Origin of the sequence: Ensifer sp. (genome assembly GCF_035999135.1) — a bacterium.
Classification (GTDB): Bacteria; Pseudomonadota; Alphaproteobacteria; order Rhizobiales; family Rhizobiaceae; genus Ensifer.
On record NZ_DASYGZ010000200.1, the window covers coordinates 36,011 to 62,543 of the forward strand.

The 26,533-nt window shown below is 63.6% G+C and carries 25 protein-coding genes; 7 read left to right on the forward strand and 18 right to left on the reverse strand.

Features of this window, described 5'->3' with window-relative positions; translation table 11 throughout:
- Positions 1–154: 154 nt before the first annotated feature.
- From VGO12_RS26170 to VGO12_RS26190, 5 genes are all read left to right on the forward strand, one after another.
- A complete protein-coding gene (locus VGO12_RS26170; protein WP_327515709.1) occupies positions 155–1,120 on the forward strand; it encodes an ABC transporter permease in 966 nt (321 codons plus the stop codon).
- The gene (locus tag VGO12_RS26175) at positions 1,117–1,968 is read left to right on the forward strand and encodes an ABC transporter permease (RefSeq protein ID WP_327515640.1); all 852 of its coding nucleotides are present in this window, start codon (positions 1,117–1,119) and stop codon (positions 1,966–1,968) included. Before VGO12_RS26170 ends, VGO12_RS26175 begins: the two co-directional genes overlap by 4 nt.
- Entirely contained in the window at positions 1,965–2,777 is an 813-nt protein-coding gene (locus VGO12_RS26180; RefSeq protein ID WP_327515641.1) for an ABC transporter ATP-binding protein, read from the forward strand. The genes VGO12_RS26175 and VGO12_RS26180 overlap by 4 nt, the downstream gene beginning before the upstream one ends.
- Positions 2,771–3,517, forward strand: a complete 747-nt coding sequence (locus tag VGO12_RS26185) for an ABC transporter ATP-binding protein (RefSeq protein WP_327515710.1) — start codon at positions 2,771–2,773, stop codon at positions 3,515–3,517. Before VGO12_RS26180 ends, VGO12_RS26185 begins: the two co-directional genes overlap by 7 nt.
- A 191-nt stretch (positions 3,518–3,708) precedes the next feature.
- Positions 3,709–4,416, forward strand: coding sequence for an OmpW family protein (locus VGO12_RS26190; RefSeq protein WP_327515642.1), 708 nt, complete (start codon positions 3,709–3,711; stop codon positions 4,414–4,416).
- Positions 4,417–4,479: 63 nt separating this feature from the next.
- On the opposite strand, the gene VGO12_RS26195 is transcribed toward VGO12_RS26190, so the two are convergent.
- From VGO12_RS26195 to VGO12_RS26245, 11 genes are all read right to left on the reverse strand, one after another.
- Positions 4,480–4,899: a CBS domain-containing protein gene (locus tag VGO12_RS26195; protein ID WP_327515643.1), complete on the reverse strand. Its 420-nt coding sequence runs from the start codon at positions 4,897–4,899 to the stop codon at positions 4,480–4,482.
- Between the two features lie 87 nt (positions 4,900–4,986).
- Positions 4,987–7,143, reverse strand: a complete 2,157-nt coding sequence (locus VGO12_RS26200) for a glycoside hydrolase (protein ID WP_414650784.1) — start codon at positions 7,141–7,143, stop codon at positions 4,987–4,989.
- 8 nt (positions 7,144–7,151) lie between these two features.
- The gene (locus VGO12_RS26205; protein WP_327515645.1) at positions 7,152–8,150 is read right to left on the reverse strand and encodes a glycosyltransferase; all 999 of its coding nucleotides are present in this window, start codon (positions 8,148–8,150) and stop codon (positions 7,152–7,154) included.
- Positions 8,151–8,204: 54 nt separating this feature from the next.
- Entirely contained in the window at positions 8,205–8,594 is a 390-nt protein-coding gene (locus VGO12_RS26210) for a VanZ family protein (RefSeq protein WP_327515711.1), read from the reverse strand.
- A 126-nt stretch (positions 8,595–8,720) separates the two neighbouring features.
- Positions 8,721–9,821, reverse strand: a complete 1,101-nt coding sequence (locus tag VGO12_RS26215; RefSeq protein WP_327515712.1) for a glycosyltransferase family 4 protein — start codon at positions 9,819–9,821, stop codon at positions 8,721–8,723.
- Positions 9,822–10,163: 342 nt separating this feature from the next.
- A complete protein-coding gene (locus VGO12_RS26220; RefSeq protein WP_327515646.1) occupies positions 10,164–11,405 on the reverse strand; it encodes a glycosyltransferase family 4 protein in 1,242 nt (413 codons plus the stop codon).
- A gap of 8 nt (positions 11,406–11,413) precedes the next feature.
- Positions 11,414–12,175 carry a polysaccharide deacetylase family protein gene (locus tag VGO12_RS26225; RefSeq protein WP_327515647.1) on the reverse strand — a complete coding sequence of 254 codons (762 nt, stop codon included), beginning with the start codon at positions 12,173–12,175 and terminating at the stop codon, positions 11,414–11,416.
- Entirely contained in the window at positions 12,168–13,496 is a 1,329-nt protein-coding gene (locus VGO12_RS26230) for an O-antigen ligase (RefSeq protein WP_327515648.1), read from the reverse strand. The genes VGO12_RS26225 and VGO12_RS26230 overlap by 8 nt, the downstream gene beginning before the upstream one ends.
- A gap of 12 nt (positions 13,497–13,508) precedes the next feature.
- Positions 13,509–15,116, reverse strand: a complete 1,608-nt coding sequence (locus VGO12_RS26235) for a GumC family protein (protein ID WP_414650778.1) — start codon at positions 15,114–15,116, stop codon at positions 13,509–13,511.
- A gap of 136 nt (positions 15,117–15,252) precedes the next feature.
- Complete coding sequence (locus VGO12_RS26240; protein ID WP_327515714.1) at positions 15,253–16,350, reverse strand: GNAT family N-acetyltransferase; 1,098 nt, start codon at positions 16,348–16,350, stop codon at positions 15,253–15,255.
- Between the two features lie 40 nt (positions 16,351–16,390).
- The gene (locus VGO12_RS26245; protein ID WP_327515649.1) at positions 16,391–17,710 is read right to left on the reverse strand and encodes a lipopolysaccharide biosynthesis protein; all 1,320 of its coding nucleotides are present in this window, start codon (positions 17,708–17,710) and stop codon (positions 16,391–16,393) included.
- 266 nt (positions 17,711–17,976) lie between these two features.
- On the opposite strand from VGO12_RS26245, the gene VGO12_RS26250 reads away from it, so the two are divergent.
- Complete coding sequence (locus VGO12_RS26250; protein WP_327515715.1) at positions 17,977–18,630, forward strand: class I SAM-dependent methyltransferase; 654 nt, start codon at positions 17,977–17,979, stop codon at positions 18,628–18,630.
- Positions 18,627–19,739, forward strand: coding sequence for a hypothetical protein (locus tag VGO12_RS26255; protein ID WP_327515650.1), 1,113 nt, complete (start codon positions 18,627–18,629; stop codon positions 19,737–19,739). The genes VGO12_RS26250 and VGO12_RS26255 overlap by 4 nt, the downstream gene beginning before the upstream one ends.
- Before the next feature lie 23 nt (positions 19,740–19,762).
- Here the strand turns inward: VGO12_RS26255 and nadE are convergent, their stop codons facing one another.
- From nadE to VGO12_RS26290, 7 genes are all read right to left on the reverse strand, one after another.
- A complete protein-coding gene (nadE, locus tag VGO12_RS26260) occupies positions 19,763–20,770 on the reverse strand; it encodes an NAD(+) synthase (RefSeq protein ID WP_327515651.1) in 1,008 nt (335 codons plus the stop codon).
- Entirely contained in the window at positions 20,767–22,314 is a 1,548-nt protein-coding gene (locus VGO12_RS26265) for a class I adenylate-forming enzyme family protein (RefSeq protein WP_327515652.1), read from the reverse strand. The genes nadE and VGO12_RS26265 overlap by 4 nt, the downstream gene beginning before the upstream one ends.
- Positions 22,315–22,336: 22 nt before the next feature.
- A complete protein-coding gene (locus VGO12_RS26270; protein WP_327515653.1) occupies positions 22,337–22,603 on the reverse strand; it encodes an acyl carrier protein in 267 nt (88 codons plus the stop codon).
- A 23-nt stretch (positions 22,604–22,626) separates the two neighbouring features.
- Entirely contained in the window at positions 22,627–24,564 is a 1,938-nt protein-coding gene (gene asnB, locus VGO12_RS26275; RefSeq protein WP_327515654.1) for an asparagine synthase (glutamine-hydrolyzing), read from the reverse strand.
- A gap of 146 nt (positions 24,565–24,710) precedes the next feature.
- Positions 24,711–24,914 (reverse strand): hypothetical protein, encoded by a 204-nt coding sequence (locus VGO12_RS26280; RefSeq protein ID WP_327515655.1) that lies wholly within the window; start codon positions 24,912–24,914, stop codon positions 24,711–24,713.
- A 249-nt stretch (positions 24,915–25,163) separates the two neighbouring features.
- A complete protein-coding gene (locus VGO12_RS26285) occupies positions 25,164–25,925 on the reverse strand; it encodes an FkbM family methyltransferase (protein WP_327515656.1) in 762 nt (253 codons plus the stop codon).
- Positions 25,926–26,042: 117 nt separating this feature from the next.
- Positions 26,043–26,507: a Crp/Fnr family transcriptional regulator gene (locus VGO12_RS26290; protein ID WP_327515657.1), complete on the reverse strand. Its 465-nt coding sequence runs from the start codon at positions 26,505–26,507 to the stop codon at positions 26,043–26,045.
- Positions 26,508–26,533 lie beyond the last annotated feature (26 nt).

Consider the following 26,533-nt stretch of genomic DNA (forward strand, 5'->3'; position numbering starts at 1 on the left):
CGTTTTCGCGCTCGGGCCGCCCCTCCGGGGACCGGTCAAGCCGTCCCATATATGTTGTTCCAAAATAGCGCCTGCGCTCTAGCCTCCCCCTCTGTTTTGATGCAAAAGCCAGCTCTCTGATCACGGGACTCTGTGAGAAGAAAGGAATGCCGCCATTCTCACCTATCTCGTCCGCCGTTTCGCCATCCTCATCCTGTCGCTGCTGATCGCTGCGGTGGTGCTGTTCGTGCTTCTGCGCCTGCTTCCCGGCGACCCCGCCAATGCGCTTCTCTCTGTCGGCGCCGATGCCGCACAGATCGAGAAGGCCCGCGAGCAGGTCGGCTCGAACCTGCCGCTCTGGCAGCAATTCCTGCGTTTTGCCGGCAGCCTTGCAAGCTTCGATCTCGGCACCTCCTTTGTCAGCGGCAAGCCGGTGATCGAGGAAATCGGCGCACGATTGACCGTGACGGTACCGCTGGCGCTGATGGGTTTCGTGCTAGCCATCCTGATCGCGGTGCCGCTCGGCATTCTCTCCGCCGTGAAAGCCGACCGCTGGTATGGCGGACTGATCTCGACCGTGTCGCAGCTCGGCATCGCTATCCCCGTCTTCTGGGTCGGCATCCTGCTCGTCACCGTCTTTGCCGTGACCTTTCGGCTGTTTCCCTCTGGCGGCTTTCCCCGCCGCGGCTGGCAGAACGAAGGACAAGTGCTCTATGCACTCGCGCTACCCGTGATCACGATCGGCATCGTCATGGGCGCATCGCTGCTGCGCTATGTCCGCTCGGCCACGCAGGACGTTCTCGGCAGCGACTACCTGCGCACAGCCCGTGCGCTTGGCGCAAGTTTCCCCGAAGCACTCATTCGTCACGGCATCCGCAACGGCGCGGTGCCGATTGTCGCCATTCTCGGCATCGAGCTTGCATCGACGCTGCTCGGGGCAGTCGTCGTCGAGCGCGTCTTTGCCCTGCCCGGCCTCGGATCCATGCTGCTCCTTGCGATCGAGCAGCGCGACTATCCGAATGTCCAGGGCGTGCTGTTCATCTCAACGCTTTTGGTCCTGCTGATCGGCTTTGCCGCCGATCTCACCCAACGTCTGATCGATCCGCGCCTGCGGGAACGCGCCGTCGGAGGCAACGCATGAACCCGATCGACACTTCGGTTTCCGCGCCAAAACGCCGGCAGTCGCTTGCCCTCACCGTTGGCCTCGTCCTTGTCGTCATCAATGTGCTCGTGGCGTTGCTGACCTTGTTCTGGACCCCCTATGACCCGCTGAACGCTTCCGGCGGCCGGCTGGAAGCGCCGTCGCTTCTGCACTGGCTTGGCACCGACCGGCTGGGACGAGACCTCCTGACCCAACTGATGATCGGCGCGCGCACCGCGCTGCTGGTTGGAACCGGTGCGGTCGCGATCGGGGCTGCGATCGGCGTCAGCCTCGGTGTCATCGCCGCCTTCGCCACCCGGCTTGCCGACGATGTGATGGCCGCGACGCTCGATATCCTGATCGCCTTCCCGACCCTGCTTCTGGCGATGCTGGTGGTGGCGGCAAGCGACAGCGCCAGCCTCTGGACGGCAATCCTCGCCCTCGGGCTTGCGATCTCCGCCATCGTCGCGCGGCTGACCCGCATCCTTGCCAAGCGCGTGCTTCGGCAGGACTACATCGTCGCCTCGCGCACCTCGGGCACGTCCTGGGTCGGCGTCGTCTTCCGACATGTGCTGCCCAACATCTGGCCGACCCTGTCGGTCAATTTCGCGCTACAGTTCGGGCTTGCCGTCATTGCCGAGGCGTCGCTCTCCTATCTCGGCCTTGGCGCGCCGCCGCCGAACGCCTCCTGGGGGCGCCTGCTGCAGGAGGCCCAGGGCACGGTCTATACGGCGCCGATCGGCGCGATCGCCCCGGGCCTTGCGCTCGTCGCCCTCGTCATCGGCATGAACCTGCTTGCCGACGGCCTGCGCGACATTGCCGATCCGACGCGCGGGAGATCGCGATGACAGCACTTCTTGACATCCAGAGGCTTGATATCCGCGCCGGCGAAAAGGCGTTGGTCGCCGACCTGTCCTTAACAATCCGGCCCGGCGAACGGATCGGGCTCATCGGCGAGTCAGGCTCGGGAAAATCGATGACGGCCATGGCCGCGACCGGCCTCCTGCCGCCATCGATCAGGGTCTCGGGCTCGATCGAACTCGATGGCCAGCAGGTCGTCGGTGCGACCGACAAGGTGATGAACCGCCTGCGTGGGGTTGCGGCCGCGGTCGTCTTCCAGGAGCCGCTGACCGCGCTTGACCCGCTGATGAAGATCGGCCGACAGATCGCCGAACCGGTTCGCCGTCGGATGGAGCGTGAGCACGGCAGGGCGTCGAAGGATGCCGTCAGCCGCGAGGTCCGCGATCTCATCGACAAGGTGGCCCTCCCCCAGCCCGACCGCATCATCAATTCCTATCCGCACGAAGTGTCCGGTGGCCAGCGCCAGCGCGTCGCCATCGCCATGGCCCTTGCCTGCCGCCCGAAACTGCTCATCGCCGACGAGCCGACGACGGCACTCGACGTCACGACGCAGGCGGAAATCCTCAAGCTGCTCGACCGGCTGGTGCGCGAAACGGGAATGGCGCTGTTGTTCATCAGCCATGACCTGCCTGTTGTCGCGCAGGTGGTGGAGCGCGTGATCGTGCTGAAAAACGGCATCGCCGTCGAACAGGGACCGGTCGGGTCGGTGTTCGGCAAGCCGGAGCATGACTATACCAAAACCCTGGTCGAGGCTGCCCGGCTGTTCGACGAAGCGCTGGGGGCAACCGGATCATGATGCTCGATCTTCAGAATGTCAGCTTCGGCTATTCGCGCCAGCAGACCACGCTCAGCGACGTCTCGCTCACTGTTCGGCCAGGCGTCAGCGTCGGCCTCGTCGGCGAATCGGGCTCCGGCAAGACCACCCTTCTGCGGCTGATGCTCGGGCTCATTCGCCCCACCTCCGGTACCATCCGGTTTGGCGACGAGATGCTCGACACCGGCAACGGCGCCTTCATGCAGCGGTATCGCCGCGCCGTGCAGCCGGTCTTCCAGGATCCCTACTCGTCCCTCGATCCACGCCAGCGGGTCATCGACATCATTGCCGAGCCGCTGAGGTCGCTGCATATCCCTGGCGATCGAACGCAGGCGGTCGCCGAAGCGCTGGAGGCGGTCGGCCTTTCGCGTGACGCCATGGAGCGCTATCCGCACGCCTTTTCCGGCGGCCAACGCCAGCGCATCGCCATTGCTCGCGCGATCGTCGCCGGGCCTCAGATCGTGCTCGCGGACGAGGCGGTCAGTGCCCTCGACCTTTCGACCCGCATCCGCATCGTCGAACTCTTCAAGGCCCTCTCGGAAAAGCTCACACTGGTCTTCGTTTCCCACGACCTCGGCGTGGTCGCGGCGCTCTGCGAGGAGATGGTCATTCTCGAGCGCGGCAGGATCGTCGAGAGCGGCAAGACCCGCGACATTTTGGCCGCTCCGAAGCACCCCTACACCCAGCGTCTGCTTGCCAGCAGTCCGCGAATGCCGGCTTGATCGGGTTTTCGGCCGCGATCGTCGGCACGAGCGAATCTGCTTTCGTCCACAAAGGCTTGGCAATTCGTAGTCGCATTGATCCAGAACAACCCTGAAGCGCCCCGACTTGAGCATGGTGCCGCCGGCTACGGAATCCCGCGGCCGCACGCCCGACGGGCGTTGCTCAATGCCTTCTGGGGGTCCGGAAAATCATGCCTACGCGCACCACACTGACTTTCGCCATCATCCTTGCCGCACTCGCAGCGCCGCTAACGGTCGCGCAGGCGGCGGATCTTTCCGAACCGGTCGCCGTGGCCGCACCTGAAATGCCGCTTGCCAGCGAGCCCGGCCCGTGGATGATCCGGGCCCGGGCGCTCGCCGTCCTGCCCGATGACAAGGGCTCGCTCTACTTGAACGGCACGGCGCTCGACGGCGAAAAGGTTGGCGTCAGCAATTCGGTCGTTCCCGAACTCGACATCACCTATTTCTTCACCGACAACATCGCGGCCGAACTGATCCTCGGCACGACGCCGCACACCGCGCGCGGCAGCGGCTCGATCGCCGGCCTCGGCGAGATCGGCAAGGCCTGGCTGCTGCCGCCGACGCTGACCCTGCAGTACCATTTCAATGTCACCGACACGATCAAGCCCTATGTCGGCGCCGGCGTGAACTACACGGTGTTCTACAACGAGAGGCCACGCGGCGATTTCTCGAGCTTCAACATGAAAAACACGTTTGGCGTCGCGCTGCAGGCCGGCGTCGACATCAAGCTCGACGAGCATTGGGGCCTGAACTTCGACGTGAAGAAGCTGTTCCTGGAGCCCGAAGTCAACGCGACGCTTCCCGGTGCGGGCGCCGTCAGCGGCAAGGTCAAGCTCGACCCGTGGCTGATCGGCACCGGCATCAGCTACCGCTTCTGAAGAGCAGCGCGATTGCAAGATCCTGCGGCGCCGGTTCGCGCGCCGCAGGGTCCAGGCGGCAGCTCACGCGTGGTGCGCCGTCACGGCCTTTGCGAGTTCGCCCGACAGCTCACGGCTGCTTGCGTGCGACACGTCGCCAAGCGACAGCATGCCGACCATGCGCTTGGCGTCGTCAATCACCGGCAAGCGTCGAACCTGCTTTGCTTCCATCAGATGCGCGGCGTGCTCGATCGTCTCGTCCGTACGGCAGTAGACGATATCCCGCGTCATCACGTCCCGCGCCGTCATCGAAGCGGGATCGCGCCCGTTGGCAAAGGCGCGCAGGGCGAGATCACGGTCGGTGACCATGCCGATCAGGCGGTCGTTTTCGCCGACCGGCAATGCGCCGATGTCCTCATCCCTCATGATGCGCGCGATCGTCTTGAGGTCGGTATCCGGCGATATCCAACGTGCGCCGGGGTGCATGGCTTCCGAAATTCTCATCGCATCCTCCCTTGAATGGAGAGACGAGAATAGGCCGCGATCGTGGCCATTCATTGATCCGCGTTGGCCGAGGCGCGCGGACCCTGTTCAGTCGAGTTCGAGAAGGAAATAGGTTGTCGGCCCCGAAGGGGCGTCGTTGCCGAGGCGGAAACGCGCAGGCCCCTTGCCCTTGGCGACGGGCGCTTCCACGGCGCCATCAAGGCCGATCGGCGACAGTTGCCACGAGGCCGCGTCTCGCGCGAACGAAAGGTCGACATAGCCCTTGCGGATCCGGACCGGCAACTGCCCGAAATCCTCGATCACCTTTTCCTCGCTGTCGCGAAAGGTCATGTTGGTGTTCTGTGCATCGGTTGCGAAGATCAGAAGCAGGCGCTTGCTGCGCGCCAGCGAGGCGTGCGCACCGAGCGCCGAAAGCGCGACAAGCCCGTCGCCATCGGCGCTTTCGACGCGCATGACGCCGAGATCGACAGGCTCTCGCAGCGACGAAAAGGCGGCCGCCTCGGTCGCCGCCGTCGAGACGCGCAACTGCCCGGAAAAGCGGTTCAGCAGGATCTCACCGGTGCTGCTCTCATAGATCCCGGCGTCGAGATCTGAACGGTTGCCGGCCGCAAGCGCGCCGCGCCCGCGCAGCTGTTCGAGCACCTCGCCTGTATCCTGCTGTCGCGGCTGGGTCACCGTAACCGTTGCACTTGGCCGGTTCGCGTCTTCAAGGCCGATCCGCCCGACGAGCCCGAGGTCGGTCAGATGCTCGGGCTCGCGCGCCTGCATGTCGTCCGACAGGTCCTGTTCGCCGCGCACGGCAAAGGGAATGGTCACATCGGCGGTCGCGACGTCGCCGCGTCGATAAAGCAAGGCTGCGAGCGTCTCGCCGGCGCGGGCGACCGGATCGAGTGCGATGGCATAGGGGAACATTGCCCGCTTGTGCGCAAAGGGTTCGCCATAGGCAAGCACGATCGGCCCATGCCCGTGGCGGCACAGCGCATCCCATCCCTGCAGTGCGGCGTAAGCCGGCATCGCCAGCCCCGCCTCGTAGCGGTAGCGGTTCCAGAACAGATGATCATATTCGCTGACCACGAACGGCTTGCCGAGCCAGCGGGCGGCAGCGATCATTCGAATGTAGTTCTCGGCATCCGCGATCGAGCTTGTCTGGGTGGTGGTGCTTCCCGGCGCATAGCCGCTGACCCAGTCGTGATAGGTGTTCATGGTCACCGCTTCCAGGTCGCGGCGGCTCAGCGCCGTCTGGATCGTCGGCCAGTTGTTGTAGGTGCTGATCAGCCCGCGATATCCAAGCCGACGCAGCACGTCGCTCATCTGCACGGCGCTGGCGCGTTCCGTCTCGACGAAAAACGCCTGCAGGTCGCGCAGCCGCGCGCTGTCGGCGTAGCGGTCTGAGGGGAGCGCGATCGATCTTGCCTCGACCGATTCTTCCGTGCCGAGATCGGGCCAGAGCTTCGCCAGGGCTTCGGTCGAGCCATAGCGCTTCGCTAGCCAGTCGTTGAAGGGCTTGGCCAACGCCGGATCATAGGGCGCCTTGCCCGGCCGATCGTGCACGACGCCGTCGAATTCGATGCCGTTCTCGTTGGCGAGGATGACGAGCGCCAGAGCATCGTCGCGGATCGGCGCCACTCCGGTGTAGGGGTTCACGCGGCCGAGGATCGTTTCCTGCATGCGCGTCCAATGGCGGAACGCTTCGTCGTCGAGGTAGAGCGCGAGCTTCAGGTTGCCACCGGCATCCCAGCGATCCTCAAAGCCGCCATAGGCTCCGCGCGGCGACGACAGGCCATCGATGATCCAGTAGATGCCGTTGCGCTTCAGAGCGGCGAGCAGATAGTGCACGCGGTCGAGCGTCTCCGGGTCGTAGTCGAAATCCTTCTCGCGGGAAAACATCAGGCTCGCATCGACGAAGTGCAGCCTTGCCATGTTGTAGCCGTGCGTCGCCAGTTGCAGGGCATAACGGTCGGCTGTCCGGTGATCCGGGAAGCCGCCGGAGGCCGGGCTCCAGGCCAGCGAGGCGCACAGCATCCGCTCTGGTTTTTCCGGTGTCGCCGCAAAGGCGAGGCGCCCATTGGCGCCAGCGACGAGGCGGCGATCGGACGTGATATCCGCGTTCGGCAGAAACGCGGAAAAATCGAGCGGGCTGCCGGCCTGAAGCTCAAGCGAGGTCTCGCGCACGGGCAGCCACTGATCTGCCGCCCTTGCGGCGGGAACGGCGGCGAGAAGCGCCGACAGCGCCGCGATCAGCATCCGCCAGATCATGCACCGGCTCCAACAAGCCTGCTTTCAATGGGCTTCTCGGGTGCGCGACGTGCCCGGAAGAACCCTACGGGCAGCGCGGCGGCGTGGAAAAACCAGGCGACGACGGTATAGAGGCCCATGCTGAAGCCACCCTTGCGCAGGGTCATCAGCGCGACTACGGCAGCAAAGACCGCAACGACGATACCGAGGGCAAGGCCCTTGTCGGGCATCACCAGCAGCAGGCCGAGCGACACCGCCCACCACAGATAGACGAGCGCCCAAAGCTTCAGCTCCGGCAATTCCCGAACGAGTTGCATGAAATACGGCCGGCCGAGCGAGGCGCGCAAGAGCTCGCCGATACCGAAGAGATACTTGCTTTTCCAGCGGCGGACGAGCAGTCGGTAGGAATTGTCCGTGTGGCCGAAATGCTGGACGAACCGCCGGTCGAGGCGATGCAGCGTCCAGCCGGCGCTCCTCAGCCGGATGCCGAGATCGAATTCCTCATAGCCGTGAAGGTTGCGATCGGAGAGATAGCCGACCGCCTCGATCGCCGCACGGCGATAAAGGCCGCCGCCGTTCATGCGGTCGATAGTTCCGACCCGGTTTTCAGGCGAATTGCGGGAAACGCGGCGGGAAAACTCAAGGTTGGAGGTGAGCATTTCCTGGACATGGCCAGTGACGCCGGCGACGTCGGGATTGTCGGAGAGGAACGCCGACGCCACCTCCAGGAAATCGCCGTCGAGCAGCATGTCGCCATCGAGCAGGCAGATGTGATCGTGTCGGGAATACTGAAAACCGAGCTGGGGCCCGATACCGCAACTGGGCAAGGCCGGCGGGCTGATCTGGGCGATGACGACAGGGTAGCGCGAGGCGATCTCGATCGTCCGGTCCCTGGAGCCGCTGTCGGCAACGATCACTTCTCCACCGACCGCTTTCAGCGCGGCCAATGCGCTCTCGATGGTCGCCGCTATGCGTCTCTCTTCGTTGAGCGTCTTGATGATGACGGATACTGCCACGCGATCCCCCAATATCAGCAGAGCCTATTCGAACCTGCCCCACTGAAACCAAAGCTAGCTGCGAAGTTTTTCGTTTTGGTTTACTCGCCCCAGCAATGCCAGGAGCTTTGCTCGGTAGCGCGCGATGATCCAGCCGGAAAAGACCCCGCAGGCGCCTCCGAAAAGCTTGACCGCGACATCCGTCACCCGCGCGTGGCGGTCTGCCGAAATCATCTGCAACAGCTCAAAACCGATCGCCGTTGCCAGCACGAGCAGCAGCACGCGCCCGAGCCGCTTCGGGTAGGCGAGCGCGAACAGCAGGCCCATCAGGCCGAACGCCCCAAAACGTTCCAGGTGAACGAGATGCCCGATGCGCGGCCGCAGATCGAGAGGAGACATGGTCGAATAGGCGATCACCGCAAACAGGATCCATGCAAGAAGGCCGGCGGCGCGTTTCAGTGTCATGTTAAGCTGGTCTTTCAGAAAGCGTGCGAAGCACGTCGAACGATCCGCGGCGACGCCTGCACCCTGTCCGCGCGACAAGGGGCGCTGCCGCAATTACAAGACGAGGCGACCGACGCACGCGCCTGCCTACTTCGCCAGCAAAGCGCTATACACTGCCGCGGTCCTTTGCGCCACGTTTGTCCAACTGTAAGTGGCCTCCGCGTGCGCCGCGCGCTCGCGCACCTCTTCGTCGTTCAAGGGAGCGGCGAGCTTCTCGGTGATGCCCGCCGCCAGGGCATCGATGTCGCCCAGCTTGAAATAGTCGTCGGGGGAGAGGTCCAGTTCCTGGTTGGCCACGATGTCGCTTGCCAGCACCGGGAGACCGTAGGCCATTGCCTCAAGCAGCGCGATCGGCATGCCCTCATGGCTCGATGGCAGCACGAAAAGGGCAGCGTTGGCGAACAGTTCGGCCAGTCTGTCGCCGGATTGGAAGCCCGTGAGCACGACCCCGGGGACCTCCTGGGCCAGCGCCCTTACCTCCTTGACATAGACGGTCTCGAATTCCGCTCCGCCGGCAAGGACGAGCCGGATATTCTTGAGGCCGCACCTTGAAAAGGCGCGGATGAGATCGAGCTGCCGCTTCTCCGGCACAAGCCGGGCCGCAAGCAGGATGTAGCGCCGCGGCGTCAGGCCGAACTCCGCGAGCGCGCCGGCGCCGCCGGTCGGCTGGGTGATCGCGACGCCGTTCGGCACAAGCGTCATGCCAACATGGTGCCGGGCCCGCATCGTTTGGGCGATGTCCTTGGAGATGGCGACGCGCCCGTTGGAAAACCGCATGCCGAAGAACTCGCCGAGCTTCAGCGTCCGCCTGGCAAATCCGCCCCATTTTTGCCGGTCGTAGTCGTAGCCGTGATGGGTGACAACCACCTTGAGCCCGAAGAGCCGCGCCAGCGGCGTCATCAACGCCGGGCCGATGGCGTGAATATGCAAAACGTCCGGACGCCGCCACGCGGCAAGACACACACCAAGGAACGTATGCACGATCGCTTCCAGCGCCATCCGGCGCGGCGCCCAGAGAGGCAGGACGTCGACGCCGTTCCAGACATAGATCCGACGGTCTTCGAGATAACGGCTGCGCCCGACGACCTCGACGTCCCAGCCATAGCCCAGAAGCTTGCTTGCGAGCATTTCGACGTGTTTCTCGACGCCGCCCTGAACGTTTGGAATGCCCCGCAAACCCAGCATCATCACGCGACGGCGCTCGCCGCGCGCTGCAAGAGCGCCACTCTGAGCAGACGGGCCTTGCTGCCTGCCGGAAAAGACCGAGCCGCGACCCGGCGCTCTAACGCGACCGTCGGAAAGTCCGGCTTGGGCCAGATCCTGCGCAATCACCGGCTGCTGCTGGTGACGACTGCTCGAAACATCAGACTTCCTGCTCATGAGTTGCCTCGAAGCTTGTCCGTATCGAATTTACGGAGAAATACTTACCGACTGCCCAGATATTTCATTTACCTCTTATATAAACGACCCATAACCATAGGGCGAGCCCACGTTACTACAAATTGTATCGTAACGTTAATGGCGGCGTGTTCAGGCGGCGCCGAGCGCGGCATAAAGATCAAGCGTTCGTTGGCGATAGGCCTCGGCCGAGAACTCCCGGGCAATCCACGCCCGTCCCGAGCGGCCCATGGACGCGCGCCCTTCAGCCGACAATGTGGCCATCTTCGTAAGTGTGTCTGCAAGGTCGTCGACATTACCGGACCTGGCAGTCAGGCCCGTCTCGTTATCGACGATCATTTCCGGAATGCCGCCGATCGAAGCGCCGATGACCGGCCTTCCCAGAGCATAGGCTTCGAGCACGCTGATCGGCGCGTTCTCGTACCACTCGGATGGCAACACCAGGGCATAGGCCTCGCCGACCAGTCGATGCAGCGCATGGCCGGAAAGATATCCGGCAAAAGTGACATCGGCACCTGTCTCTTCGGCAAGCCGGCGCAAGGCGGCTTCCTCCGGGCCGGTCCCGGCGATCACGAGGCGCTGCCTTGCCAAGGCGATCGCCCTGATCAGGGTCGCCAGGCCCTTCTCCGGCGCCAGCCTTCCGGCAAAGACGAAGTAGCCGCCTTCGGTCCAACGGTCCGAATAGTCGCCGACATCGACGAAGTTCGGGATGTGGACCATCTGCTGACGGGGCCAGCCCCATTCGACCAGCTTGTCGACATAGAACTTGCTGGGCACGACGATGCGATCGACCCTGTTGCGGTAGAGGCCGAGCGTGCGGTGCACCACGGTCTCCGCAAGCACCACGGCGCTCAGCGCCAGTTCGCCCTTGATGCATCGGTGGCGAAGCACGTTGTAGACGTGGCCGCCGCGACAGTCCTCGCAGACGGCGCCATCGCGCAGCATCTTGTAGGAGGGGCAGGCAAGCTTCAGGTCATGCGCGGTCATCACCACCGGGATACCGGCCGATTTCAGGGTCGAGAAGATGGCCGGCGAGAGGTGATGGTAGACGTTGTGCGCATGGGCGACCGAGGGGCGCACACGCTCGATCAGACGGTTGATGCTGCGCTGCGCTTCACGCGAATAGATGACGCTTGCAGCCTGCACGACCTTGCGCAAGGGGCTCGTGCGCCGGCCATATTCGATTTCCGAGACGAAGTAGTCGGACCACGGCGAGGGCTGATTGTCCTCGTGCTGCATGGCGAAGGGCACGACGTCCCAGCCGATGTCGCCGAACATCTTCATATGATCGAAGAACACCGCCTCGGCGCCGCCACGTCGATAGAAGTAGTTGTTGATCGCGAGCAGCCTATTGTTGCGCTCCTGCTGCGACATGTCGCCTCCTACCAGCCGAGCCTGTCGAGCGCCTGCTCGACTGGCAGAACCACGCACCCCCTGGCGACCGCATGAGCGACCAGGTCTTCGAACGTCCCGGGCGTGCACCCGTAGGGTGTCGGTCGGGCCGCGATGTCATGGGTGAAAAACACGAGCCAGCCCGGCCGATCGGCAACGTCGTCAATCCACCCGGTCAGTGCCTGCGCATCCGCCTCGGGCTGCCGGATCTCCACCGCCTTCAACATCAGCGGATCGACGGACAGGCGATTGACGCTTTCACCGGCGGCGCGGCAGCTGCGATAGCGCCGCCCGAGCTCCCGGCGCGCCGATGGCCAGGCGGCATTGTACGGAAACGCGAAATTCGTTGCCGCCAGAGCAACGCCGCTGCGCCGCAGATAGTCGGCGTTGCGGTCGAGGTCATGGGCAAGCCCATGTCCGCCCAGCCGGCGGATCTTGTCGTGGGAATAGGTGTGGCAGCCGACCTCGTGACCGCGGCGGGAAAGGTCTGCGCAGCCCTCAGCCGAAATCAGCGTGCGATCGGCTTCAACGCGACCGGCAAGACCGCCGGCGATGTAGAACGTGCCCCGAACGCCGTGGCGCTCGAGAATTTCAGCGCCGTTGTGAAGCGCCGAGTCAGGGACATCGTCGAAGGTGAAGGAAACGATCGGCACATCGGTCGCCACGTCGCGGGGCTTTGTCGCAAACCGCCAGATCAGCCGGTTGGCGACGCGATCCACCAGGCCGTCGATGGTTTGCATGAGATCAGGCATAGGCGGCTCCGGATCTGATCTGCTGCGGCGCGACCGAAAGCACGGCGCGCGACTGAAGGTGCAGCCCGTAAAGCGAGAACAGGAAGGTGAACCAGAGAAGGTTTCCACCCTCGAAGAAGAGGCTCTCGAGGCCGGCATTGAAGATGGTGTAGAGCCAGACGCGGATATAGAGCCGCGTCAGATGCGAGTGCTCCTCGGCCGGCGCCAGGCGCGCAATGTTGCGCAGCGGCAGCACCAGCAACCAGATCACCGTCAGGAACAGGCCTGGGAAACCGGTCATCAGGGCGATATCAAGATAGGAATTGTGACCGTTGGCGGCCGCCACTGCCCAGGTTTCGATCGACCCGCCGCTGTTGACCAGTTCCGACGTCTGCCAGAAGGCTTTGAAACCGTAGCCGGTGATCGGCTGTTCGGCGAGCGCGCTGAACGCGAAGCGCCAGATATCGGCACGGTTGGTGAAGGTGGCGTCAATGCCGAGATCTGTGATGAACTCGCTGAGCGGCGTGAACACCGCCGAGCCGACGGCAAACAGGTTGAACAGGCCGACGCCGCCAATGACGATCGGGATGCGCAGGAACCGGAATCGCTCGAAGATCCAGGCAAGCAGCACAATCGCCGGCAGCATCGCCGTCGATGTTTTGCCGCCGGTATGCAGCAGGAAGTTGAAGGCCAGAAGCACGATCGCGATGCCGGCAAGCCGCGACCAGACGTTCATCACGTAGAGGCCGAAGAAGGCGGCGATCACCATCGCCGCCGCGGCGCTGTTCTTGTGCGGGAAGTGACCGCGCCACAGGCCGGCGTTCATCGGCTCGCGCAGTTCGGACGCTTGATGGATTGCGAGCGTCGGTTTGAAGAGGATGCCGTAATAGGCGACGGCAAGCATGAACAGCGTCCCGACGCCGAGCATCGCGGCGAAGTGTCTCTCCGACTTCGGCAAGAGCAGGTAGACGCTGGCGTTGATCGTCACCATCACCGCAAGCACCGTGCCCTTGATGCCGAGCATCGGATAGGCCGAGATCGCCGAGACGAACAGGAACCAGACGTAGAGCACGGCAAGCAGGGGACGCGGCTGCAGGATGATATTGCGCATCGGATGCGCAAGGCCGTAGGCAAACATGCCGGCAAAGAGAAGCAGCGACACGATCTGGTTCAGTCGGTTGGAATTGCCGGCGGACGGGTCGAGCACCGCCTCGCCCGTGAGATCGACGAAGGGTGTGGTCGAGATCCAGAAGAACAGGAACGTCGCCATGAAAAGCACGGTGCCGATGCGCTGGCGCAGCACATCCGCAGAGGTTTGCTCATGGTAGACGGCGCTGGTCATGCCGCCCCTCTTTCAAACCGCTGCCGGCCCGCGTCCGCGCAGGAAACGCCAGAGGCCGAGCGTCACAGCGAGGCCGATACCAAGCGCAAGGCCGAGGATCGCGCCGCCGGCCAGAAGCACGATCGTGCGCGGCGGCCAGCTGCGCGAATTCGGCGGCAGCGCGCGGGAGATGACGCGGACATTGGTCGTATCGATCTGCTGGCGCTCAGTGATCTGTTGCGCGCGCGCCAGATGGGTTTCGTAGATGGCCGCCTTGGCGCGCGCATCCCGCTCGAGATCACGAAGCTGGACCTGTGCCTCGTTGTCGGAAAACACATTCGACTTCTCGTCGCTCGCCTTGGCGCGCAACGCCGCAAATGCCTGTTGCTCGCGATCCATGTCTGCCTTCGCCCGGTCGAGGATGCGGCGCGCCTCGTCGGCCATGGCGGCTTCGAGCGTCGCGCGCTCAGAGCGGGCATTGACGAGCCGCGGATGCCGCTCGCCATAGGTACGCTGCATCGAGGCGATCTGCTGCTGCAGGACGTTATACTGCTCGCGCAGGTTGGTCATGTTCACCGACTCGAACTCGGAAGCGCTGGCTGTCCGCCCCTGCACGATGGCGTCGTTCATCTGCCGATAGCGTGTCTCGGCCTGGATCGCGCGCTGTTGCGCGTCGAGAACCTGGGTGTTCAGTTCGTTCGAAAGCTGATTGCTGACAAGCTGCCCGTCATTGGTCGATTGCAGCCCGTTCCTGCGGCGGAAGTCTTCAACCGCCCGCTCCGCCTCGGTCACGTTATGACGCAGCTCGTCGAGACGCGCGTTGAGGTTCTGAGCCACGCGACCGGCGCTTTCGGCCGCCGATTGAAACAGTTCCTGCTCGAAGGCCGAGACGATGGCATCCGACAGCGTCACCGCCTTGCCGGCCTCCTCGCTCCAGACCTTCATCACCACGACGAAGGATCGCTCTTCCCGCCGCGCTTCGACGCGCTCGGAAAGGGCCCGCATGGCAGCGAGCTCGTCCCCGGCTTTTTGTTCCGTCTTGGTCGAAAACAGGTTCTTCAGCGATCCCAGGGCCGACGGCTTGACGAACTCCGGATCTTCCGTGAGGCGCAGCCGCGTGATTACGCGCGACAAGACGTTGCGCGAGGTCAGAATGCGAAGCTTGCTTTCGACCTCGAGAAGTTGCGCGTCGCGCTGCGGGTTGCTGGTGAAGACGTCGTCGCTGACGACGTTGAGATTGGACGGGTCGACGACAATGTCGGTGTAGACGGTGTAGCGGGGCGTCGCCGTCAGCGCATAGGCAAGGGCGGCGGCCACACAAAGGAAAACGGCGAGTGCGATCCAGAACAGCCCGCCGCGTAACCAGCCGATGAGATCATCGATGCCGATCCTGCCAAGGTCGTTCATTCCTGGAAAATAGCTGCCGCGCGGCACGGCCGCCGCCGGCAAAGGCGCAACCGCCTCGACGCGCTGCACGCCAGGAGTACCGCTCGATCGCTCGGCGGCGCGCTCGTCCGCCTTCGCGGGCTCGTCGAGATCGGGCGAAAGCAGATCGAGCAAAGAGCCTCGCTCCGCCGGCGCACGCTGCTCGCGCGCCGGTTGACTGGGCTTCTGTTTTCCGGCCTCGTCCGGCCTGTACATCAGCATCCCTCACACACGCCCATAACGACGCGAAGATCGAGACCTCGCGAGTTGCCTCTAACGCAAAATTAAGGTTGTACAGTGAATTTTCCGTTAAACGGCAGGATAGCAGCTTAACACGTTAGCGGCTCATAATTCAGAAGTCCGTGAGCAGGCGGCTCCAGGTCTCGGACGCCAGTCCACCCACATATATGTCGTTGCGCAGCGCCGCCTCCTTCAGGTCGGCATGACGCGTCACCAGACAGAAATAACCCCGATGGTGAAACGACAGCCATCTCTGGCGCGAGACCGCATTCATCAGGAATGGCTGTGCGCTGCCGACCGCGAATGCATACCCTTCGGCATCGAGCGCGTGAAACATTTGCGCGGTCACGTCGAACTCGCGGCCATTTTCGCAGACCATATTGAGAACGGTCGCCTGCTCGCCCGCCTTGCCGAAATAGAGGTAGGCGCCTATGACCCGGCCGCCGTCGCCGACCACCTCGCGGCACAGAAGTTCGCCAAGGCTCGCATTCGCGGCTGCGACCGCCACCAGCCACTCGAACGCATGCTGCGACCAGATGGGTCGGATGGCGAAGCGCTCGAGCATCGGCTCGGCGATGGCGGCGAACGCCGCCGGTTCGATTGCACGCGTCGAGCAACCGGCGGCCGGGGCCGGCTTCGCCTTCGCACGCCTCTTGCGCAAAATCCGGTCGGCAAGGGCGAGCGGCGCGCTCAGCAACGATGAGCGGGCCAGGCGAAAATGTCGGCCGATCGTCAGCGCCCACGCCTTGAAAGGTCGGAACGACCGACGCCACTCCAGGCTCTGGATTGGAAGGACATGGCCGCCGCCGGCAACCCAATGGTCGGCGCTGACAGGAGAGGCATTGTCCGAGAAGCAGAAGTCCTGGCGGCTGGCGCGCATCGTGCGCGCAAGGCACGCCGCTCCCGTCGCCCCCGCCTTTCCATCGGCCATGAAGGCGCAAAGCAGGCGACCGACGATGGGCCGTCCGTTGACGGCAAACTCCATCGGGACCGAGAGGATGGTGCTGCAAATCTCTCCTGCGCCGTCCTCGTAGACAACGCTTCCCTTGTCGGCGGAGTAATGCGGGCTGTCGAAGAAGATCGTTTGCAGATAGCGGCGAAGGTCGTCGCCTGCCTCGCCATCCCGCTTGCGGAAGATCTTGTTGAACAGCCGCCCGACCGCCGGCACGTCGCGCGGCTCCATGGGGCGCGCCCCTCCTGCGTGGGGCATGTCGCGGCCAAGCGACCTTGCGGCCTTCAGGTTTCCGACCTCAACCTTCATGGGCGATCCCCGCGGGCAACGGCGCATTTCCCGCTTGCTCGCGATCGCGTCGAACGAAGCGCAGAAACACCGCCCAGGAAACGACGACCATGGCGATCTCGATGACGTAGAAGGAGATGAAGGTCCCGATCGGCGGCGCATACCAGGTGGCCCAGGCCGTGACGGCGGCGCCGAGCACGCTTCCGAGACCCATCACCGAGGCGCGCGCCGGATGATGACCGGATGCGCCGAGCGCCTCCATCGCCACCGACCACATGGCAAGCGGCACCACGACCCAGCACAGGATCCGCACGAACGAAACGAGCGAGACGTAGTCCTTGCCGAAGAGATAGGGCAGCACCGGCGCCAGCACGAAGACGGCGACGGCCGCAGCAATGCTGATCGACGTGGCGGCCAGGAGCACCTTGCGCACACGTTCGAAGGCGTGATGCAGCCCGGCTGCCGTCGCCTTTGCCGAACCCGGATAGATCAGCCGGTTCAGCGCTTCGACCGAGAGGTAGCTGCTCTCCAGCATCCTGCGGGCAACCGAATAGCTCGACATCACCTCGGCGGTCGCAACCAGGCTCAGGACCAGCAGGTCGGCATTTTGTCTGACAGCGCGCAGGATGAACGGTACGCTGAAATACAGCCCCAGCGGCAATTCTTCCTTGACGATCCCGTAGCTCGGCCGCCCCAGCACCTTGACGGCGCGCCAGCACCCGGCCGCCACCAGCACATGGCAGACGAACTGCCACACCGCAAAGGATGCGACCGTCGCGACGCCAAAGACGATACAGGCGAGTGCTGCGGCAATGGTGCGCGCCACGGCAAAGCCGACGACGACCTTGTTTGCCGAAGCGAAATTGGAATGGGCGAGAAAGATCTGCTCGGCCAGAACGATGATGCGAACGAAGATCACATTGGTGACCAGCATCAGGGTTATGACCGCGATATTGGTCGCAGGATCCGGCGACAGCGTGAAGAAGAACGGCAGCACCGCTGCACCCAGCAGAACCAGGACGACGCCGCTGATCGCAGTGAGGATGATGTTGTGGCCGAGCATGCGCGCATACATGCTGCGATCGCGCGCCACACGGCGCACCAGACATTCCATCGCGCCGAGGCCGCACAGATGCACGGCAATATTGGCAACGGCGGTGATCGCCACGAAGACGCTGAACTCGTGCACGCCGAGAAAGCGCGCCAGAATGGCAAACGTCAGGAGCTGCGCGGCGGAACCGATGACGAGGCTGCCGCCGGATGCAGCATAGGAGAGGATCATCGCCAGGAACGGTCTGTGCGCGCGTTCCTTCACACTTTCCGAGGCCATTCCGATCTGCCTTTGACACCAGCCCGCCAATCGACGCGTAAACCACACGCAATGATAGCAGGCGCACGCCTTTGATCGCTGCGCAGAGTAGCAGGCAGAAATGATTGCGCGGTTAACGTACCCGTCGCAATTGTATTTCAGCTTCCGTTTACCCGATTACAGTAGTGTCCTGTACTTGTGCGTCTACAGGTTTTTCCAGCAAGACTCGATCAGGACATGAGGGAGTGGCCGTGCCGAACGACAATCATGTGCGCTTGCACCGGTTCATGGGGGTCGACCTCGAACTTGCACCCGACGTCCTTGTTCCACGGGAAGAGACCGAACTCCTCGGCAGAAAGGCGGTAGCACTCCTTGAAGCCGGATCGCCGGATGTCCGGATCATCGACATGTGCTGCGGCTCCGGCAACCTCGCGCTCGGCATCGCCAACGACAGGCCGTCCGCCCGCGTCTGGGGCGCAGACCTGACCGACAGCACCGTGGCGCTTGCGCGCCGCAACGTCGATCGGCTCGGTCTGGCCGGACGGGTCCTGATCCACCAGGGCGACCTTTTTGGCGCATTCGAGGGCGAGGGCCTCGAGGGCACGATCGACATGATCGTCTGCAACCCGCCCTATATTTCCACCGGCCGGCTGGAGGGCGAGAGCGCCCATCTGCTCGAAAACGAGCCACGCGAAGCCTTCGATGGCGGGCCTTACGGCATCTCCATCCATCAGCGCCTGATCCGGGACGCCACGACATTTCTGAAACCCGGCGGCTATCTGCTGTTCGAATTCGGCGAAGGCCAGGAACGGCAGGCCGCAGCGCTGCTGGCGAGGGCGAAGGTCTATGAACCGGTAAACTTCGCGACCGACGAAGCCGGAAAACCAAGAGTCGCCATCGTCCGCAAGGTCTCGGATCCGACCGGAGATGGGGCGAGATGAGCGAAATCCGTTCGCTTGAAAACACCGACATTGCAGCGGTCGCGGCGATGTTCCAGCGGGTGTTTCGCGACGAGACCGTCGCATCGCCGGCATTGGCCGCCTATATGCGGCAACTGTACCTCGATGCGCCTGGCAGCGACCCGCAGATCCGCCCGCTCGTGCACGTGAACGACCAGGGCCGCATCACCGGCTTCGTCGGCGTCAACGCCCTGCAGATGACGCTCGATGGCCAGCCGTTGCGCGCCGCCATCTGCGGGTCGCTGATGGTGGAAGATCGCGAAAGCGATCCGCTGGCCGGCGCCCGCATCCTGAAAGCGTTTCTCGCCGGCCCGCAGGATCTTTCATTCAGCGAAACTGCAAGCGAAGTGTCGACCCAAATGTGGACGCGGCTTCGCGGCGTGGTCCTGCCGCAATACAGTCTCGACTGGGTGCGCGTCATTCGCCCCATGGGCTTCAGCCTGAGCGTTGCCGCAAACCGCATCAAGCCTGCACGGCTTGCCGCACCCTTCGCGCGCGCCCTCGACAGTTTCTATCGCAAGCGCATGGACCAGGGTGAGCAGCGCTGGTCCGCCCTGCCCGAGGCCGGCTCAGCACCTGCCGGCTTCACGGTCAAGGAGACGGACCGCGCCGGCTTTGCAGCCGTTGTCGATCAGTTCACCGCGCAATTTGCGCTTCGCCCGCGTTGGGGCGAAGGCCAGCTCGACCACATACTGTCGGATGCGGAGCAAAAGCCCGACCAGGGCGCGCTTGTCTATGCGCTTGTCGCCGCGCGCACCGGCGCGCTTGTCGGCGCATTCGCCTATTATGCCAAGGCCGGGGAAATCGGCCGGGTGTTGCAGATCCTGGCGCTGCCGGGACAGGCCGGGCCGGTCATCGACTGTCTGGTCGACGCAGCCTCGAAACGCGGCCTTGCCGGTTTGCGCGGACGCACGCAGCCGGCGCTGATGGAGGCCATGCTTGGTCGGCGCATAGCCTTCGTGCATGTCGCCTCCACGGTCGTCCACGCGCGCGATCCGGCGGTCGTTCAGGCCTGCCGGGACGGAAAGGGCTTTTTCAACGGCCTCGCCGGCGAACACTGGAGCCGGCTGATCGGCGGCCGCTTCGACTGAAAGGCGGCTTCCGCCGCCTTGTCTCATCCCGCGACTTCGTCCACCGGACGCACGAGCTGCGGCCCGAGATGCAGGTATCGCGTCGCCTTGCGTTTGGCCGTGATATCCGCCCATACACGCTCGACCTGGACAGCCGTCAAACCGGCTGCCTTTGCCACCGCATCGATCTCGATGCCGTGATTGAGGCCGTAGAGGCAGAGATCCATGCGGTCGTAAGGCAGGGAGAAGTAGAATTCCTCCTGCGTCTGCTCCAGTGAATAGGTATCGGTCGTCGGCGGCCGGCGGCAGATCTCCGCCGGCACGCCGAGATGGGCGGCCAGCGCATAGACCTGCGACTTGTAGAGATGGGCAATCGGCTTGACGTCGGCGGCACCATCCCCGTTCTTGACGAAGAAGCCCTGGTCGTATTCGAGCCGGTTCGGCGTGCCGAGGACGGCAAAATTCAGCCGGTCGGCATGGTAGTATTCAACCTGCTTGCGGGTCCGCTGCTTCATGTTCGTGGCGGCGACGATGCCGAGATAGACGGACGGCGGCATGCGGTGTTTCGACTGCACGCCCTCAGGGCTCTGAACCACGAGCGACGAAATATTGTACCCCTCGCCCTCCAGCGCGTTGGCGATCACGATCTTCGACGCCCATCCATCGCCGTATTCCGGCACCAGTTCACGGATGAAGGCATCGCGACGCTCGTAGCAGCCCATGGCTTTCAGCGCCGGGCCGATATCCTCGACCACCGCCGCGACACCGAAAGTCTCGGCGACGAGCCGCCCGAAACGCAAGCTGTCCGGATCGGAATCGTTTTCCGGCATGAACAGGCAGAACACGTTCTTGGCGCCGACGGCCCGCACCGCAAGCGCCACGGAGACGCTTGAGTCGATGCCGCCGGACAGTCCAAGCACCAGGCCGCGCTTCTTCATGCTCCGCAGGTGCTCGCGCAGGGCGGCAACGATCCGGTCTGTCTCGGCGGCATGATCGATCGTCAGGGTTTCCGCGGAAAACGGGGCTGCGCTGTCGGTCGTACGGATGTTCATTGTGCAGGCTCCATCGTCTCGGCCGCAAGCCGGCGGCTGACCTTACCCGTGTCTGTCTTTGGAAGTTCGCTGCGAAACTCGACGATCTTCGGCACCATGAAGTCTTCGAGATGCCGGGTGCAGTGGCGGATCACATCCTTGTCGGTGAGGGCTGGATCGGAGCGCACCACCAGGGCGGCGATGGCGTGGCCGAGCACCGGATCGGCGACGCCGACGACAACCGCCTCGGCAATGCCCGGATGCGCATGCAGCACCGTCTCGACTTCCTTCGGCGCGACCTTCTCGCCGCGTGTCTTGATGATATCGTCCTTGCGGCCGACGAAATAGAGAAACCCTTCTTCGTCAGTCCGGAAGAGGTCGCCGGTGTGGAGCACTTTCTCCCAGGGGTTCGGGCCTGGCCTCAGCATGCGCTCGGTCGCCGCATCGTTGCGCCAGTAGCCCTGCATGACGTGTGGGCCGCGAATGACCAGTTCGCCGGCAACACCCGGTGGCACGCGGTTGCCCGCGTCATCAACCACAAACGCCTCGGTGTTCGGTATGGCGATGCCGACGGATCCTGGCCGCCGGTCGAGCTCCTCAGGCGGCAGATAGGTGCATCGCTTGCACTCCGTCAGGCCGTACATCGAATAGAGGCGTGCACCCGGAAAGAGCTCGCGCAACCGCGCGATATGCGGTGGCGGCAGGGCGGCGGCAGTGTTGGAGAGGTAACGCAACGACGGCAGGAACCCGGGCTCCAGATCGCGCATTTGCAGGATCATCGCCGCCATCGTCGGCACCAGCGGAAAGCCTGTGACACCCTCCTCGCGGATCCGTTCGAAGATCGCATGCGGGAAGGCGAAGGATTTCTCCAGCACCAGCGTCGCGCCGAGCCGGATCGCCATCAGCAACTGGTAAAGGCCGTAGTCGAAGGCCAGCGGCAGCACGTTGAGGATGATGTCGTCGGGTTGGTTGCGCAGGTAGGTGGCGATCGATTCCGACGCCGCATCGATGTTGCGGTGGGTCATCATCACGCCCTTCGGCCGCCCGGTCGAGCCGGACGTGTAGATCAGCATCGCAAGGTCCACGTCGATGCCGCCATGCGGCACCACCGTCGCTTCTTCGGAAAGCAAGGCATCAAAGGCGCCGGCACCGGCTGGCGTCTGTCCGTTCGGTGCCGCTGTCGACGCGACGAAGAGCCCGGCCTTGCCGCTCATCGCCTGCGCTTCGGTCACGACCGGCATCAGCTTGGCTTGGGTCAGGATCGCAGCCGCCTCGCAATCGGCGATGATGTAGGCGAGCTTGTCGGCCTTGGTGGACGAATTGATCGGGCTGAAGGTCGCTCCGGCCTTGAGGATCGCAAAGATCGAAACGGCCGCTTCCCAGCAATTGTCCATGAAGACAAGCACGCGGTCGTTGCGCTTGACGCCTGCACCGGCAAGGGCGCCGGCAAGCCGGCTCGACAACTCGTCGAACTCGCCATAGGTCAGCCGCCTGCGGTCGGTAATCAGCGCCGTCTTTGCCGCCTGCCGCGTCGCATTCCCGATGAGAAACTGCTCGAACCGCATGGGACGCCCCCTCGCGTCTTGGTTAGGCCGTCACCGGCGCTCCGGTTTTGGCAGCGACGAAAGCCGAGATGCGCGCGAGCGAATCGAGGTTCGCCGGAACGATATCGGCATCGGCCATGGTGATGCCGAACTGGTCTTCGATGAAGGCGACAAGCTCGAGAACGCCGGTCGAATCGATGATGTCGTTGTCGATCAGCGACGCCGCATCGGCGAGATCGTAGGAACTGTCGCCGAACAGGAAGTTCTCGATGACAAAGGCCCTGATCTTGTCCTTGATCGTTTCCGTCATGTGTTTTCCTTTCAAGGTGCGTTTCAAGCCGCCTCGGCGGCGCGGATGCTGTTTCCGGTGAAGGTCTTGAGCCAGAGCTGCGTCGACAGGATGCCGACGAAGGCGGCGTTGTCGCGGAACCCGGTGACCGGCTGCGACTGGCACTTTTCGTAGAGTTTGCTGACGGCCTTGGGGTTGAAAAGGCCGCTTTCGCCGATACGGCTTTCGCTCATGGCCTCGCGGACATAGTCGAGCTCGCCGACACCGGTAAAGGACTGACTGTCGGGCGCGCGATAGGGTTGCTTGGTGCGCCGGCCAATGGCAGGCGGCATCAGGTCCTTCGTCGCCTCGCGCAGGATATGCTTTTCCACCAGCCCCTTCAATTTCATCTCCGGCGGCAGGCGGGTCGCGAATTCGACCAGGCGATGGTCGAGGAACGGGAACCGCCCCTCGATCCCGTGGGCCATCGCCATGCGGTCGCCCTGGCTGGAGAGGATGTAGCCGGGCAAGAGGAAGCGGCTTTCCAGATATTGCGCCTGGTGCAAGGGGTGCCAGCGGCCGAAGGCGGACGGAAGCCTGCCCGCCAGATCCTCGGCGGCATCGTAGCCCTGCAGCGTTGCGCGCAGATCGCTGGAGAAGAAGATCTTGGTTGCCGCGGTGCTCTTGAACCGCGGGCGGTGCGAAAACAGGGGATCGTCGAGCGGCACGTCGCCGGCGCCGAAAAACGCCGCGAGATACTCCGCCGACTGTTGCTGCAGTCCCGGCAGATAGGGATAGAGCTTGCGGAACAGGTGCGGACGGATGCGCGATCCGGGCTGGCGGCCGCAGAAACGGCGCACGCGCGCTTCCTTGAAGATGTCATAGCCGGCAAAGACCTCGTCAGCACCTTCTCCGGTCAGGACCACCTTCAGCCCCTCTTCGCGCACGAGGCCGGAGAGCTGATAGAGCGGCGCCGGTGCGGTGCGGATGATCGGCCGCTCGGCAAAACGCACGACCTCGGGAAACACCCGGGCGATGTCGCCGGCACGACAGGCGACCGCGCTGTGGCGTGTCCCGAGCGCCGATGCCATCTCCATCTGGAAAGCGCTTTCGTCGTGTTCGACGCTGTCGAAGGTTACGGAAAAAGTCCTGAGACCCTGCGGCGCCATTTGCGCGCCCAGCGCCGCGACGATCGAACTGTCGAGCCCGCCCGAGAGATAGGAACCCACCGGCACGTCCGCGCGCATCCGGATGCGTGTCGCGTCCGTCAGAAGCGCGCGCAGTTCTTCGGCCGCGTGGCGCTCGTCGGTAAAGGACGGCGGCGCATCCCGGTCGGGAAAGTCGAGTTGCCAGTATGGCCGGACCGACACCCGCCCCCTTTCGGCAATCATCAGATGCGCCGGTTCGAGTTCGTGAATGTCGCGAAAGCCGGTGCGCGGTGCGATCGGTGCCCAGAGCGTGAAGATCTGGTCGAGGGCGACGGGGTCGAGTTCCGCGGAAACGCCAGGCACCTGCAACAGCGCCTTGATCTCCGAGGCGAAGTAGAGCGTACCGTCGTGGGTGGTGTAAAACAGCGGCCGCACGCCCATGCGATCGCGGGCGAGCACCATGCGCTGACGCCGGCGATCCCAGATAGCGAAGGAAAAGTCGCCGTTGAGAACGGACAGGCAGTCTTCGCCCATCAGATCGTAGAGATGCAGGATGACTTCGGTGTCGCTGGAGGTGCGAAAGCGCCGGCCCCTCGCGCGCAGATCCTCGCGCAACTCGACGTAATTGAAGATTTCGCCGTTGAAGGCGATGGTGAGCGCGCCTGTTTCGTCCGACATCGGCTGCTGCCCGTCGCCAAGGCCGACGATCGACAGGCGCGCATGGGCAAGGCCGGCCTCAGGCGTGGCGAACGTGCCGTGCTCGTCCGGTCCGCGATGCGCGAATGCGGCAACCATCCGCCTCAGGAGGATCTCCGCCTCCGGGACTGACCCGAAATAGCCACCGTAACCGCACATGCTCAGATACTTTCACACCGGTCGATCACTGCCAGACCATAACCCGCATGACCAAACCATGGGTTAATCTCCGGCATTTTCTGGTTGTATGGTAAATGTTACCGCTCGGGCGCCCGGTTGCGAAGAGCCATCCGGGCGTCGCACCGCTAACGTTGCGAAATCCGGTTTCGCGATGCGAATTTGAACATCAGATACACAAACAGCACTGGCCAGACGAGACAGGCCAAAAGCCCGGCGATCCGGTAGATATTCCAGCCGGCGCGCCCCTGCATGCCTTCAAGAAAGGTCATCGCCAGCAGGAACAGCGCCGTGAGACTGTAGGCAAAACAAGCAACATAAATCCAGGACATGCGGTCGCCCTCACGACAGTCCACAACCAAAACCAGGAAATAGCAGCGGAACGGTTATACCACCGTAGGTAACATATTTAAACGAAGAATTAACTTTGCTCGAAGCGTGGTTAATCGCGTCGAGAGCTGTTGAAGCTCACACGGCTGCGCAAAGCATTCTGTCAGATTTGGCATTTCGGCCGTCGCGTCGGATTGCAGGGCAGCGGTTGCCGCGAGGCCTTGCCTTCACACGAGCGCACCAGGGTCGCGTTAGCCCTTGCGGTCCCTGGCGACGAACAGCAAATCGAAGCCGCGAAACTCCCGCCGCGCGATCGATTTCTTCAACGCTGCCCAGACCGACTGCGGATTGTCGAGACGAAAGCCGTTAAAGCTGCGGATGAGCCGGATTGTCGCTGATATCGTGCGCGCGAGGCGCAACGCCCTGTTTCCGCTCAAGGAGGCAAACAGGATCTGTGGGTGAACCGCCAGCAGCACGCCTGCCGTCCGCTCCCGGTCAATCGTTCTGAACTGGTCGAGTGCGCGGTACTCGTAGCCCTCGATGTCGATCTTGAAGCACAGGCGCTCCGTGCGGGCCATGCCCTGAAGCGCTGCGATCGTCACGGTTTGCGCCTGGATTGCTTCGCCGTCGTCGTCGGCGATCAGCGCGGACGTTTCCGAGCTCCCGAAGCCTCCACCCACGGAATGCAGGACCAGAACGTCATCCTCGGAGAGCGCGGCATTGATCACGTGCACGTCGCCGCGGTTTTGCGGCTGCATTTCCTTGAGAATGCCGAAACAGACCGGATCGGGCTCGACGGCGATGACATTGTCGGCAATCTGTGCCGCCCAATAGGGCGTCACGCCGATCCAGCCGCCGATGTCGATGAACGTCGTCTTGCCGTCGACAAGCCGTTCGATGTTTTCAAATGTGCAAGGCTCCCAGTCGCCGTTTTGCAGACGCGCGAAAAAGCGCTTCTTTTCCGGCTTGTCGGGAAACTGAACGGTCTTGCGGAAATAGGTTATCGAACGCATTGCGTTTCTCTAGCCGATATCCCCGCAAAGCGGAATCGTTTTTGCGAAAGGCTCGCATGCCCACAGCGAATGCCTGAGCACGCGTTCGACCTTTGTCGGGCGCGTCGCAACGATGCCTCAGGCGTCGACGGGTTCCAACCGGCCTCTAGCCTCGCTGAGTTCCGCGGTCGTCTGCGCCAGCCGGTCGGCAAGCACGCGCATGATCTCGACGGCCATTTCCGGGAAATCGGCCAGAAGTTTGAGGAAATCGTCCTTGCGGATGCGCAGCGCCTCGACCGGCGTGGAGGTGCGCACGGTGGCCGTACGCGGCGTGTTACAGAGAATGGCGATTTCACCGACGATCGAGTTGTGCTCGACCTCGGCGATCTTGAAGGGGCCGCCGGCAGTATTGATCAGCACTTCGGCGGTGCCCGAAAGAATGACATAGGCCGCATCGCCGATGTCGCCCTGGTAGAACAGCGCTTCGCCGGCGCTGTACATCACCCGGTCGGACGTGAAGGCGAGAAGTTTCAGCTTTGCCGGAGGCAGTCCTGAAAACAGGGTAATCCGGCGCAGCATTTCGACTTCATCTTTGAGCAACATCACAATCCGTGTCTCCGAGTTCCCGT